This is a genomic window from Streptomyces spirodelae (assembly GCF_017676385.1).
In the GTDB taxonomy this organism is placed as follows: Bacteria; Actinomycetota; Actinomycetes; order Streptomycetales; family Streptomycetaceae; genus Streptomyces; species Streptomyces spirodelae.
The window spans coordinates 139,674-152,229 of the sequence record NZ_JAFFZN010000007.1 but is presented as its reverse complement, the minus strand read 5'-3'; the positions used below and the strand labels follow the sequence as shown (position 1 = coordinate 152,229).

Genomic DNA, 12,556 nt, shown 5'->3' with positions numbered 1-12,556 from the left:
TCACTCACAGCGCTCACAGCTTCGGGGCAATCTCTTCGTTCCAGATCCGCTCCCTGTCCTCCTGCGCCATGTGGCAGGCGGCCAGGTGCCCGGGCTTCACCTCGCGCAGTTCGGGCCGCGTGGTGCGGGTGATGTCGCCCTCGGGGACGTCCGCGTACGGGCAGCGCGGGTTGAAGGCGCAGCCGGACGGGACGTTGATGAGGCTGGGCGGCGAGCCCTTGACGGGGATGAGCCGCTCGGACCGGTCCCGGTCGATACGCGGCATCGAGCCCAGCAGCCCCCAGGTGTAGGGGTGCTGCGGCTCGTAGAAGACCTGCTCGGCGGTGCCGTACTCGACGCAGCGGCCGCCGTACATCACCAGGATGTCGTCGGAGAGCTCGGCGACGACGCCCAGGTCGTGGGTGATGATGATGACGGCCGAGCCGAACTCCTTCTGCAGGTCCCGGATCAGGTCGAGGATCTGTGCCTGCACGGTGACGTCCAGCGCCGTGGTCGGCTCGTCCGCGATCAGCAGCTCGGGGTTGTTGACCAGCGACATCGCGATCATCGCGCGCTGGCGCATCCCGCCGGAGAACTCGTGCGGGTAGCTGTCCACGCGCTTGGCCGGCTCCGGGATGCCGACCCGGTCGAGCAGTTCGACGGCGCGCTTGCGGGCCGTCTTCTTGTCGACGTCGTGGTGGACGCGGTACGCCTCCACGATCTGGTGGCCGACGGTGAAGAAGGGGTGCAGTGCCGAGAGCGGGTCCTGGAAGATCATCGAGATCTCACGGCCGCGCAGCTTGCGCACCGCCTCCGGGTCGGCGCTCAGCAGCTCCTGGCCGTTCAGCCAGATCTCGCCGGAGAGCTTGGGGCGTTGCCTGCCGTACTGGCCCACGGTGTGCAGACCCATGATGCCGAGCGAGGTGACGGACTTGCCGGAGCCCGACTCGCCGACGATGCCGAGTGTCTTGCCCTTCTCCAGCGTGAAGGAGAGGCCGTCCACGGACTTGACCAGGCCGTCCTGGGTGGGGAAGTGCACCCGCAGGTCCCGCACCTCCAGGAATGCCTTGGGCGGCCGCTTGTCCAGCTCCACCTCGCCGGGTGCGGTGCCGGTACCGGTCAGGTCCGATGCCATGGCCGGCTCGGTGTCCTTGTGGGACTTGTGTTCGTGGTCGGTCATCCCAGCCTCACTCGTGGGTCGATCACGCCGTACAGCAGGTCCACGATGAGATTCGCGATGACGACGGCGGTTGCGGTGATGAGGGTGACGCCCAGGATCAGCGGGAGGTCGCGGTCGGTGATCGCCTTGAGCACGGCCTGCCCGAGTCCGGGGATGCTGAAGGTGGTCTCGGTGAGGATCGCGCCGCCCATCAGGGCGCCGATGTCGATGCCGAGGAGCGTGAGGACCGGCGTCATGGTGGAGCGCATGGCGTGCTTTCCGATGACGACCGGCTCCTTGAGCCCCTTGGCGCGCGCTGTGCGGATGTAGTCCTCGCCCATCACCTCCAGCATGGTGGCCCGGGTGAGCCGGGCGTACATCGCGCCGAAGAGGAAGGCGAGGGTGATCCAGGGCAGGATCATGCCGCTGAACCACTTGGCCGGGTCGTCACCGAACGGGGTGAAGGAGTTGCTGACCAGGTCGAGCTGGTAGGCGAAGACCGCCAGCGAGATCAGGCCGGTGAAGTACACGGGCAGCGAGACGCCGGCCAGGGCGCCGGTCATGGCCAGCCGGTCCCACAGGCTGCCCCGCTTGAGCGCGGAGAGCACGCCGACGGTCAGACCGATCAGCAGCCAGATCACGGCCGCGCCGAGTGCGAGGGAGAGGGTGACCGGGAGCCGGTCGGTCAGCACCGGCCAGATCTCCTGCTCGGTACGGAAGGAGTAGCCGAAGCAGGGGGCCGAGCAGTGCGTGGTGTCGCCCCCGGAGGTGTAGTCCCGGCCGACGAAGAGGCCCTTGAAGAACTCGAAGAGCTGAATCAGGACCGGATCGTCGAGCTGGAGCTTCTCGCGGACGGCTTCGACGCTCTCCTTGTCGGCCTGCTTGCCGACGAACATGGTGGCCGGGTCGATCCCCGTCCACTTGGGGATCAGGAAGAAGATGCAGAAGACCGCCAGGATGATGACGACCAGCATCACTGCGACGGCGAACAGCCGCCTGATGAGGTATGTGAGCACTGCTCTCCGGCCGCCCGTCGGCGGCCCGGGCCCGCCCCCGGTCGGGGAGCGGACTACCGGGCCGCCGTAGCGGCCTTCACCTGCCCTTCGTGCCAGCGGCGGGTGGCGCCGTCAGATGGTGATATCGGTGGCGAACTTCGATGATCCAGTGACCATGAGGGTCACTTGACGCCGAGGGACGCGAAGTCGTACCAGCCGCTGAAGGAGTCGGCCGAGTAGACGTTGGTGAGCCGGTCGGAACGCCACTGGACAACCTTCAGGTAAGTGAGCGGCAGGTAGTAACCGCCCGCCATGACCCTCTTGTTGACCTCGCGGTACTTCTCGGCGGCCTTGTCCGGGTCGAGCTCGGCGATGGCGTCCTCGAGACCCTTGTCGATCTTCGGGTCGTCGATCAGCGCGTAGTTGTTGTTGCCGTTGTCACGGATCTTGGAGCTGTGCCACAGCTCGATGCCGTAGCCCTGGCCGCTGGGGAAGTCCGGGCCCCAGCCGTAGAGGACCATGCCGTAGCCCTTGCGCTTGACCGTGGCCTGGTTGCCGACGATCGAGGAGCCCTGGGCGCCGTCGAACTCGTCGATCTCGACCTTGATGCCGACCTTCTTCAGCGATGCCTGGAGGGCCTCGGCGGACTTCACGTCGGCCTTGTCGGTGTTGCGCACAGCCAGCGTGGTGCTGAAGCCGCCCGGCTTACCGCACTTCTTGAGTTCTTCCTTGGCCTTGGCGACGTTGGCCTTTCCGCCGTTCTTGCGGATGCCGTACTGGTCGTCGTTGACATCGTGGCCCGGGACGGTGGGCGGCAGCATGTTGACGGCCAGTTCGCCACCTGCGGTCGGACCACCGCGCGCGGTCTGCACGGACTTGTGGTCGGCGCCGTAGATGGCGGCCTTGCGGCAGTGGATGTTGTCGAACGGCTTCACGCTCTGCGGGAAGGCCACATACGAGATGAAGCCGGTCTGCGGGTTGTCGACATTGCCCTTGTGCTGCTTGAGGGCTGTCTGCCGGCCCTGGACCTCCATGCCGCGCTGGTTCAGGTCGAGGTCGGCGTCACCGTTGATCAGGCGCTTGTCGCGCTCGTCGGGGTTGGTGAGCAGCGTGACCTTGATCTTGTCCGGCAGTGCCTTGCGCAGCGGGTCGTTGGTGCGGTCCCAGTGCTTGTTGCGGACCAGGAGCAGCGACTTGTTCGGGGTGTACGACTTGAACTTGTACGGACCCGAGGAGAAGGGGTGCAGGGTGTACTTGGACTTGGTGTCCTTGTCCTCGCGCACCGGCGAGTTGGTCGGCATCGCCAGCATCTGCTCGAAGTCACCGTTGGGCTTGGGCAGATGGAACTCGATGGTCTTCTTGTCGGGCGTCTTGATGCCGTCGAAGCCGCCCTTGTCCTCGTAGGGACCCTTCCACTTGCCGTCCGGGTCCAGGACGTCCTTGATGTAGGTGGGGCCGCCGGAGAGGGTCTTCTGCGCCCACTGGCGCTCGATCCCGTACTTGACGTCCTGGGAGGTGATCGGCTTGCCGTCCTCCCACTTCAGGCCGTCCTTCAGGGTGTACTTGTAGACCTTGCCGTCCTCGGATATCTGGGCGTTGTCGGTCGCCAGGTCCGGCTGCAGGTCCAGGCTCTTCTTGCCCGGCTTGGGGCTGTAGCTCACCAGCTGACGGCTGTAGTAACGCGAGAAGTCGAAGACGAAGCCGTAGTACATCCGGGTGGTGTCCCAGGAGTCGGCGTCCTGGACGCCGACGAACTTCAGCGTGCCGCCCTTTTTGTTCGAGGCGTTGGCGACCTTGTTGACGCCCGCGTTGTACTCGCCGCCGCCCTCGCTGTCGCTGTCGCCCCCGCCGCAGGCCGTGGTGGCCAGCAGCGTGGCGGCGGCGACGGCCGAGAGCGCGGCCAATCGGCGCCTCGATGTGCGTAGGGATGTCACGTCTCGCAACCTCCGTGGTAGGTCACGGCCCGCACGAGCTGCGCTGAGCCGGGGTCGGGGATGGGGGTGGGGGATCAACGGGTGCCCTTCGGGTCCAGTGCGTCGCGGACGCCGTCGCCGAAGAGGTTGAAGGCGAGCACCGTGATGAAGATGGCGACGCCGGGAATGATCATGTACATCGGGTCGGACTCGTAGAACGACACGGCGTCCGAGAGCATCGAGCCCCACGAGGCGGTCGGGGGCTTGACGCCCACGCCGAGGAAGCTGAGGGCCGCCTCGGTCAGGATGTTGGTCGGGATCATCAGCGTCATGTAGACGGTGATCGGCGCGACAAGGTTGGGCAGCAGTTCCTTGCCGATGATGTAGCCGCGCCCCGCGCCCAGGCTGCGCGCCGCCTCGATGTATTCGCGTTCGCGCAGCGAGAGCACCTGGCCGCGCACGATGCGGCCGATGTACGGCCAGCCGAAGAAGCCGATGACCAGGATCATCACCAGCAGGCGCACCCCTGTACCGCTCAGCCCGAGCAGGTCGTTCGGCATGACGGAGATCAGGGAGATGATGAACAGCAGCTGCGGGAAGGCCAGCAGCATGTCCATCACGCGGCTGATCAGTGCGTCGAGCCAGCCGCCGAAGTAACCGGCCAGAGTGCCGAGAATGGTGCCGAAGATGACGGCGACGAAGGCCGAGAGGAAGCCGACGAGGATCGAGACGCGCGCCCCGTAGACGATGCGGGTGAGGATGTCGCGGCCGCTGACCGGCTCGACGCCCAGCAGATGGTCGCCGGAGATGCCGCCCAGTGCCCCCTTGGGGGTGCTGAAGAGCGGGTCGATCAGATCTTCGTGCCGCTCGTTCGGAGACTGTCCGGTCAGCGCCGCGATCACCGGCGCGAAGATCGCGACCAGGACGAGCAGCAGCACGATGCTGCCACCGATCAGCGCCACCTTGTCACGCTTGAGCCGCTCCCAGGCGATCCGGCCGAGTGAGCGGCCCTCGATCGCCTTCTCGGCCTGTTTCAGGGCCGGCTCCACGACCGCGCTGTCTGCGGCCGTTTCCTCGTGCAGTGGTGCCGTCATCGTGTTGGGGACCCCTTCTCGACCGGCAGTTGACCAGTCCACGCACACCGCTGTAGCGGTCAAAATTCTGAAGACGTTCGCAAGCCGTTTTGTCGGTAGGCCGAACTGTGGCCTCCTGGTGGCTTATGGCTCGGGAGTCTTCATCGCGCTTCCGATCAGTCGCCAGACCTCCCGGGGAAAGGATGCGCAACTGTGATGTGACGCATCATGTTCCGTTATGCGGACGGATGTTGACGATGAGCGGTGTGAGGCCCGCGATTTTGTCCGGATCTGGACCGTCTGGAGCACCGGAAAAACGTCCGGAATGCGGTCTGGTCCAGACCGGTTTCCGCCCTGGTCCAGACCGGTTTGCCCGCCGGTTCCGACCTGGGGTCCTCGCCTGGTTCAGAAGGGGCGCGGGTAGCCGTAACCGAAGCCGGGTGCCGGCTGACGGGACGCGTCGTAGGCCGCGGGAGCCCGCACGTCCCGGTCGAAAAATGGCCGGGACTGGCTGCGCATCCACATCGCCACCGGGTCGAAGTCGTCCGCCATGGCGACGCTGGAGACCGGCAGCCCGTCCGGCACCGCGGCGACCGACTGGGCCATCATCCGCCGGGCGGCCTCGACGGACGCCGGAGAGTTGTCGTACAGGTCCAGCCCGACGGCGAGATACGGGACGCCCAGCGCGGGCCGCACCCAGGCGCGGCGCAGCGACCGGACAGCGGGTGTGTGGTGTGCGTTCTGCGTCAGCAGCGCATAGAACTGCGGGATGTCCAAAGTCGGCTCGCTGATCCGCAGGGGTCCGGCGGGAAGCTGGTCGAGGCCGACCGCGATCCGCCGCAGATCCAGCCAGGGGATGCCCACACCGCCGCCGGGAGCGTGCGGATTCAGCCAGATTCCCCAGCGGTCGGGGAAGAGCGCGGCGGCGATGTCCCGGCCGCTGATCACCTCGTGCGCGCGGTTCCAGCCCGAGGACGCCAGCTCCTGGGTCGAGGTCACACAGGGCGCGTAGCCGTACCCGGCCACTTCCATGTTGCCGTACTGCGCGTCGGGGGAGCCGGCCTGGCCGTTCCACAGCAGCATCCACACCTGGCTGCCCGCGAGCGCCTGGAGCAGAGCTTCGTAGTTCTGGTAGGTGTCGTACGCGCCGGGCGACACCCGTCGCAGGAGCTGTTCGACGCTTCCACCCGCGCTCACCTGGGCCGCCCTTCCCACACTGCCGCCGTTCCTGCCCGACTCGTCACCCCACACCGCTATCCAACCAGCTTAAGAGCGGCCCGGACATCGGTACTCGTACTCAGCTCGGCTGCGTGCTCAGGCGGGGGTCTCGCGGGTGTAGAAGGGGCGTACGCACTGCCGCATCCAGTCCACCACCGGGTCGTCGGCCGCGTCGAGCAGCACCATCTGCACCGGCCAGCGCACCTGTGCCACATTCAGCGCCTTGCCGAGCGCGTCGTGTGCCGCCTGCCGGGTCTCAGGGTCCAGCAGGTCCAGCTCCATCCCGATGAACAGCGCGGGCGGATCGCCCTCCGTGCTGGCGAGCCCCCGCCGGGCCGTCCGTACGGCCGGCAGCGCAGCCAGCTCGGCCGCGGCCGCGGCCAGGAAGGACAGCGGGTCGTCCTGCCAGTCCGGCTCGAACAGCCGTACCCGCGCACCCCGCGCCACACCGGCTGCCGCCTGCTCCGCCGGGGCGTTGGCACACAGCTCCGCGACGGCCTCGGCGGGCAGCGGCACACCCACCGTGCCCTCCGGGTTCACGGCGATACCCACTCCCGGGGGAAGACCGCGTGCGAACTCCCTGGCCGGAGCGATGGTGAAGGACATGTGCGAGCCGACGACGCTGAGGAACTGCTCCTCCGAACTGAAGACCGGCACATAGACGGCGCCGTCCAACTCCATGGTGGGCAGGTCCAGTTCCCGGCTCTGCCGACTGCCACCCTCCGGAAGCGGGACCCATACGCTGCTGCGGCCCAGCACCTCCAGCAGCCGGGCGCCCGCGTGCGGCACCTGGAGCGAGGCGGCCAGGGCTTCCTCCAGCTCGTTGCCGGGCCAGCCGCCCCCGTGCCCGGGCCCGAAGTGCTGCGGCTGGGGCGGCTGGGGCTGCGAGGGAACTGTCATACGGACAAGCCTATCCATGCTCTCCGCGCACGGTTCTTCGAGGGAGCACCGGTGCACGGGATTCACCACGTACGGCGACGCTCCGGTTGCATCAGCTACACATCGCCCCAAAAGTGGTTTGCGTCCCATTTCGTGCCATCCGGCACGCTCACTGGAGGAGAGCACATGCGCGTGAACAGAATCAGCGCCACCGCCGTCACCGTCTCGCTGGCCGGCTCGCTCGCCATCGGCGCGGCGGGTGCGGTCTCTGCCGCGGCCTCCTCACTGCCCGCGGACCACACGCCCGGGCCCCGGCCCGGAGTCCATCAACCCGCCGACAACGACAACGACACCGGGACGGAGCACGGCAAGCCCGAGCCGTCGGGGGCCGACGGCGCCAAGGAGCAGAAGCCGGGTCAGAACCAGAAGCCCGCTCAGCCGCAGAAGCCGGGGCAGGCGCAGAAGCCCGGCCAGGCCCACAAGCCCGGCCAGGCGCACAAGCCCGCCTCGCAGAAGCCGGCGAAGGGACAGCAGGAGAAGCCCGCAGGCCCGGAGGACGACCTCCTCGAACAGCACAAACCGGCCACGCAGCAAAAGCCCGCACAGCCCAAGCCCGCGAAGCCCAAGCCCGCACCCGGTAAGCCCGGCAAGCCGCAGTCGCACAAGCCCGAGCCGCAGCACCCCAAGGAGCAGAAGCCCGCAGGCCAGCAGCAGGGCAAGCCCGGTGACGCGCACAAGCCCGCGCAGCAGCAGAAGCCTGGCCACCCCAAGCCCGCAAAGCCCGCACCCGGCAAGCCCGGCAAGCCCGCGCCCGCGAAGCCCGGCAAGCCCGCGCCCGCGAAGCCCGGCAAGCCCGCCGGTCAGCAGCCCGCGCAGGGGCAGCCGCACGGGAAGCCCGGCCAGGGGACGGCGCCCCAGTCACCGGCCCTCCAGCCGCAGGCCCACAAGCCGCTCACCCCGGTCGCGGGACGCTGATCCCGGGTCTCCCCTCGGCCCGGTCACGGGTGTCCCCCTCCGCGATCCCGTCGTCCCTCGCGGGCGGCGGGACCGCGTGCGTCGCCGGCCCGGCCCGCGCGGACGGCACGGTCGGGGTGAACGCCCGCGCGTGCGCCGGCCGCACGTGCGTGGAGACCGCCATCGGCACGGAGGCGGGCAGCGTCTCGAAGCGCATCGACCGCAGCGCCTTGGCCGCGCCCCGGTCCAGCAGTACCGAGGAGACGCAGCCGCGCGGCAGCCGACCCGTCTCGGCGGCGGCCCGCAGTCGGCGTACGGCACGCAGGTGGCGGCGGAAGGCGTAGGCGGACACCCGCCTGCCGCGTGCGCTCTGCCCGGCCAGCGCGTCCTCGGGCGCCACATCGAGCAGCAGCAGATGCAGCGACCTGCCCCGGCGCACCGCGTCCCGGGCCAGCCAGCGGCGCACCCAGCTCTGCGTACCGCAGTCGTGCACCACCACAGCGGCGCCGGAGCGGAGGGCCGCGCGCAGCCCCGCGTAGTGCGCCAGCCGTACCAGCGGCCGGTAGACGTCGTACGGCAGCCAGTGCGGCATCCGGCGCTCCCAGCGCTCTCTGGTGTCCTGGGAGTCGATACGGACCACGTCGCCGCATGCCCGGACCGCGGCTTTGATGAGGGTGGACTTGCCGCCGCCGGGCAGGCCGGAGACGACCACCACATCCCCTCTCCGGTAGCACAGGGTCCGTACCGCCGCGGTACGGCGGAGGTCGTGGCGGATCACTGAGCGGGCCCCGGGGCCCGCCCGCGCGCTCCTCGGCATCACGTCGGCACTGCACAGGCTGCCCAATGGATCTCCCCTCCGAGGGCGACGGCTCGGCCACCGCCTCCCCCCAGTATGTAAAGGAAAGGTAATGTGATTCAAGGCGAACAGCCCTCGCTCAGGGGCAGCCACGGCCCGCTCACCCGTGCGATGATGTGCCGACTCAACTCCATACCGGCCGTTCGAACCCGCGCGGGAGAGTCCCCGGCGGCGGCAGCAGTCATTTCGCGTGAGCAGCCGCACCGCCGAGGCGCCGAAGGAGCAAGATCCTCCCTTGAATCTCTCAGGCCCCGTTACCGCGCAGGCTAGGCAGATCTGAAAAGCGGACCGCCGCGCTCACGCCCCGGCGCGGGCCGGTGGTCCCACCCAAGGTGCAAGCCGGGCTCCAGCCGTTCGGGAGCTGTCGGCGAACCTCTCAGGTTCCGATGACAGATGGGGAGGACATCCGCGTCATACCCCTTTGGGGACTCATTGGGACTCTGGGAGCCTGCATGACCGAGCCACCGGACACCGGCAACAACTCCGCCCCGCGCAAGACCGCGCTGGACGCCACGCACCGCGCGCTGGGCGCCACCATGACCGACTTCGCGGGCTGGGACATGCCGCTGCGCTACGGCAGCGAGCGCGAGGAGCATCTGGCCGTCCGCTCCACCGCCGGCCTCTTCGACCTCTCCCATATGGGCGAGATCACCGTCACAGGCCCGCAGGCCGGCGCGCTGCTGGACTACGCGCTGGTCGGCAACCTGTCCAAGCTGGCCGTCGGCCGCGCCCGCTACACGATGATCTGCGACGAGAACGGCGGCATCCTCGACGACCTGATCGTCTACCGGCTGGGCCAGCAGGACGAGCCGGAGTACCTGGTGGTCGCCAACGCGGCCAACGCGCAGACCGTCCTGGACGCGCTGGTCGAGCGGCAGGACGGCTTCGGCGCAGAGGTGCGGGACGACCGCGACAAGTACGCGCTGATCGCCGTCCAGGGCCCGGCAGCCGCCGGCATCCTCAAGAAGCTGACCGGCTACGACATCGACGGGCTGCGCTACTACGCGGGCGAGCGCGACATCGTCGCCGGCAAGCCCGCGCTCATCGCCCGAACGGGTTACACCGGCGAGGACGGGTTCGAGCTGTTCGTCTCCCCCGACGACGCCGTCGCCGTCTGGGAGGCGCTGACGGAGGCCGGCAAGGACGCGAGCCTGGTGCCGTGCGGGCTCAGCTGCCGCGACACGCTCCGCCTGGAGGCGGGCATGCCGCTGTACGGGCACGAGCTGTCCACCTCGCTGACGCCCTTCGACGCCGGACTGGGCAGGATCGTCAAGTTCGAGAAGACGACGAACGAGGGCCGCTTCGTGGGACGCGACGCGCTGGAGGCGGCCGCCGAACGCGCCGCGACCGCGCCGCCGCGCAAGCTGGTCGGGCTGATCGCCGAGGGGCGCCGGGTGCCGCGCGCCGGCTACCCCGTGGTGGCCGACGGCGCCACTGTGGGCGAGGTCACCTCCGGCGCGCCCTCCCCCACGCTGGGCAAGCCGATCGCCATGGCGTATGTCGACGCGGCGCACGCTGAGCCCGGGACGAAGGGGGTCACGGTCGACATCCGGGGCAGCCAAGAGCCGTACGAGGTGGTGGCGTTGCCCTTCTACAAGAGGGGCTGAGACCCGCCGCACGAGGGTCCAAGGTCCTCCACGAGACGGGCCCGGCCCTCCTCCGGCAGCCCGGGGCCGCGTTCGAGCCCCCCGTTCCACCTGCCAAGACCGTTTTCACTGCACCTTTCGCATCCGGGAGAATCAGAGTCATGAGCAACCCCCAGCAGCTCCGCTACAGCAAGGAGCACGAGTGGCTGTCCGACGCCGAGGACGGCGTCGCGACGGTCGGTATCACCGAGCACGCCGCAGGCGCGCTCGGTGACGTGGTTTTCGTCCAGCTCCCCGAGGTCGGCGACACCGTCACAGCGGGCGAGACGTGTGGCGAGCTGGAGTCCACCAAGTCCGTCAGCGACCTCTACTCCCCGGCCTCCGGTGAGATCACCGAGGTCAACCAGGACGTGGTGGACGACCCGGCGCTGGTGAACTCCGCCCCGCTCGAGGGCGGCTGGCTGTTCAAGGTGAGGGTCTCCGAGGTGCCGGACGACCTGCTCTCGGCCGACGAGTACGCCGCTTACGCCTCAGGCAGCTGAGGCGCCCGCCTCGGGTGACCGAGGCACGCCCCCGGACGAGAGGGCCCGCCCTCTCGTCCGGGGTCCGCCTCGGACCGCCCGAGGCCGCTTGCCCACTCCGCCGCCACTTGACAGGGACGGTTCTTCCATGTCGCTTCTCAACGGTTCTCTCCACGAGGTCGACCCCGACGTCGCCGCCGCCGTCGACGCCGAACTCCACCGCCAGCAGTCCACCCTCGAGATGATCGCCTCGGAGAACTTCGCTCCGGTCGCCTCCATGGAGGCCCAGGGGTCGGTCCTCACCAACAAGTACGCCGAGGGCTACCCCGGCCGCCGCTACTACGGCGGCTGTGAGTACGTCGACGTGGTCGAGGACCTGGCCAGGGACCGGATCAAGGCGCTGTTCGGCGCCGAGGCCGCCAATGTGCAGCCGCACTCGGGCGCCCAGGCGAACGCGGCCGCGATGTTCGCGCTGCTCAAGCCGGGCGACACCATCCTGGGCCTGGACCTGGCGCACGGTGGGCACCTCACCCACGGCATGAAGATCAACTTCTCCGGCAAGCTGTACAACGTCGTCGCCTACAAGGTCGACGACCAGACCAGCCGGGTCGACATGGACGAGGTCGAGCGGCTGGCCAAGGAGCACCGTCCGCAGCTGATCATCGCGGGCTGGTCCGCCTACCCACGTCAGCTCGACTTCGCGGCCTTCCGCCGGATCGCCGACGAGGTCGGCGCCTACCTGATGGTGGACATGGCGCACTTCGCCGGCCTCGTCGCCGCCGGGCTGCACCCCAGCCCGGTGCCGCACGCCGACGTCGTGACGACCACCACGCACAAGACCCTCGGCGGCCCGCGCGGTGGCGTGATCCTGTCCAAGAAGGAGCACGCAAAGAAGATCAACTCGGCGGTATTCCCCGGTCAGCAGGGCGGCCCGCTGGAGCATGTGATCGCCGCCAAGGCCGTCGCCTTCAAGGTCGCCGCCAGCGACGACTTCAAGGACCGGCAGCGGCGCACGCTCTCCGGCGCCCGCATCCTCGCCGAGCGCCTGCTGCGGCAGGACGCGGTCGACGCCGGGGTCTCCGTGCTGTCCGGCGGCACGGATGTCCACCTGGTCCTGGTCGACTTGCGCAACAGCGAGCTGGACGGTCAGCAGGCCGAGGACCGGCTCCACGACATCGGTATCACCGTCAACCGCAACGCCGTACCCAACGACCCGCGGCCTCCGATGGTGACCTCGGGCCTGCGCATCGGCACGCCCGCGCTGGCCACCCGGGGCTTCCAGGACGAGGACTTCACCGAGGTCGCCGACATCATCGCCGAGGCCCTGCTGCCGGGCTTCGACGACGCCAAGGGCAAGGCGCTCGCCGCGCGCGTCTCCGCGCTCGCCGAGAAGCACCCGCTGTACCCCACCCTGGGTAAGTAG

10 protein-coding genes, 1 pseudogene and 1 riboswitch are annotated in these 12,556 nt (G+C 69.1%); of the genes and pseudogenes, 4 read left to right on the top strand and 7 right to left on the bottom strand.

What is annotated here, in order from left to right:
• Positions 1 to 13: 13 nt before the first annotated feature.
• The 6 genes from JW592_RS10440 to JW592_RS10415 all read right to left on the bottom strand — a co-directional run bounded on the left by JW592_RS10440 (position 14) and on the right by JW592_RS10415 (position 7,237).
• Positions 14 to 1,114, bottom strand: coding sequence for an ABC transporter ATP-binding protein (locus JW592_RS10440; protein WP_372446482.1), 1,101 nt, complete (start codon positions 1,112 to 1,114; stop codon positions 14 to 16).
• Between the two features lie 41 nt (positions 1,115 to 1,155).
• Complete coding sequence (locus tag JW592_RS10435; protein ID WP_209264682.1) at positions 1,156 to 2,154, bottom strand: ABC transporter permease; 999 nt, start codon at positions 2,152 to 2,154, stop codon at positions 1,156 to 1,158.
• A 161-nt stretch (positions 2,155 to 2,315) separates the two neighbouring features.
• Positions 2,316 to 4,067 (bottom strand): ABC transporter substrate-binding protein, encoded by a 1,752-nt coding sequence (locus JW592_RS10430; RefSeq protein ID WP_209264681.1) that lies wholly within the window; start codon positions 4,065 to 4,067, stop codon positions 2,316 to 2,318.
• Positions 4,068 to 4,141: 74 nt separating this feature from the next.
• Positions 4,142 to 5,140 carry an ABC transporter permease gene (locus tag JW592_RS10425; protein WP_209264680.1) on the bottom strand — a complete coding sequence of 333 codons (999 nt, stop codon included), beginning with the start codon at positions 5,138 to 5,140 and terminating at the stop codon, positions 4,142 to 4,144.
• A gap of 384 nt (positions 5,141 to 5,524) precedes the next feature.
• Positions 5,525 to 6,316: an enhanced serine sensitivity protein SseB C-terminal domain-containing protein gene (locus JW592_RS10420; RefSeq protein WP_209264679.1), complete on the bottom strand. Its 792-nt coding sequence runs from the start codon at positions 6,314 to 6,316 to the stop codon at positions 5,525 to 5,527.
• Positions 6,317 to 6,433: 117 nt separating this feature from the next.
• Positions 6,434 to 7,237 (bottom strand): enhanced serine sensitivity protein SseB C-terminal domain-containing protein, encoded by an 804-nt coding sequence (locus JW592_RS10415; protein ID WP_209264678.1) that lies wholly within the window; start codon positions 7,235 to 7,237, stop codon positions 6,434 to 6,436.
• Between the two features lie 165 nt (positions 7,238 to 7,402).
• Between JW592_RS10415 and JW592_RS10410 the strand changes: the two genes are divergently transcribed.
• A complete protein-coding gene (locus JW592_RS10410) occupies positions 7,403 to 8,191 on the top strand; it encodes a hypothetical protein (protein ID WP_209264677.1) in 789 nt (262 codons plus the stop codon).
• 187 nt (positions 8,192 to 8,378) lie between these two features.
• On the opposite strand, the pseudogene JW592_RS10405 reads toward JW592_RS10410, so the two are convergent.
• Positions 8,379 to 8,987: pseudogene (locus JW592_RS10405) on the bottom strand (AAA family ATPase); the annotation flags it as partial.
• Between the two features lie 183 nt (positions 8,988 to 9,170).
• Positions 9,171 to 9,296, top strand: a riboswitch (glycine riboswitch).
• Between the two features lie 182 nt (positions 9,297 to 9,478).
• On the opposite strand from JW592_RS10405, the gene gcvT reads away from it, so the two are divergent.
• The 3 genes from gcvT to glyA all read left to right on the top strand — a co-directional run bounded on the left by gcvT (position 9,479) and on the right by glyA (position 12,556).
• A complete protein-coding gene (gene gcvT / locus JW592_RS10400; protein WP_209264676.1) occupies positions 9,479 to 10,633 on the top strand; it encodes a glycine cleavage system aminomethyltransferase GcvT in 1,155 nt (384 codons plus the stop codon).
• 140 nt (positions 10,634 to 10,773) lie between these two features.
• Entirely contained in the window at positions 10,774 to 11,154 is a 381-nt protein-coding gene (gene gcvH, locus JW592_RS10395; protein WP_209264675.1) for a glycine cleavage system protein GcvH, read from the top strand.
• A gap of 127 nt (positions 11,155 to 11,281) precedes the next feature.
• Positions 11,282 to 12,556, top strand: coding sequence for a serine hydroxymethyltransferase (gene glyA, locus JW592_RS10390; protein ID WP_209264674.1), 1,275 nt, complete (start codon positions 11,282 to 11,284; stop codon positions 12,554 to 12,556).

Bases quoted from the DNA above. Each gene is read 5' to 3' on its own strand.
- JW592_RS10410 (WP_209264677.1), top strand. From the start codon at position 7,403: ATGCGCGTGAACAGAATCAGCGCCACCGCCGTCACCGTCTCGCTGGCC.
- gcvH (WP_209264675.1), top strand. From the start codon at position 10,774: ATGAGCAACCCCCAGCAGCTCCGCTACAGCAAGGAGCACGAGTGGCTG.
- JW592_RS10425 (WP_209264680.1), bottom strand. From the start codon at position 5,140: ATGACGGCACCACTGCACGAGGAAACGGCCGCAGACAGCGCGGTCGTG.
- gcvT (WP_209264676.1), top strand. From the start codon at position 9,479: ATGACCGAGCCACCGGACACCGGCAACAACTCCGCCCCGCGCAAGACC.
- JW592_RS10415 (WP_209264678.1), bottom strand. From the start codon at position 7,237: ATGACAGTTCCCTCGCAGCCCCAGCCGCCCCAGCCGCAGCACTTCGGG.
- glyA (WP_209264674.1), top strand. From the start codon at position 11,282: ATGTCGCTTCTCAACGGTTCTCTCCACGAGGTCGACCCCGACGTCGCC.
- JW592_RS10440 (WP_372446482.1), bottom strand. From the start codon at position 1,114: ATGGCATCGGACCTGACCGGTACCGGCACCGCACCCGGCGAGGTGGAG.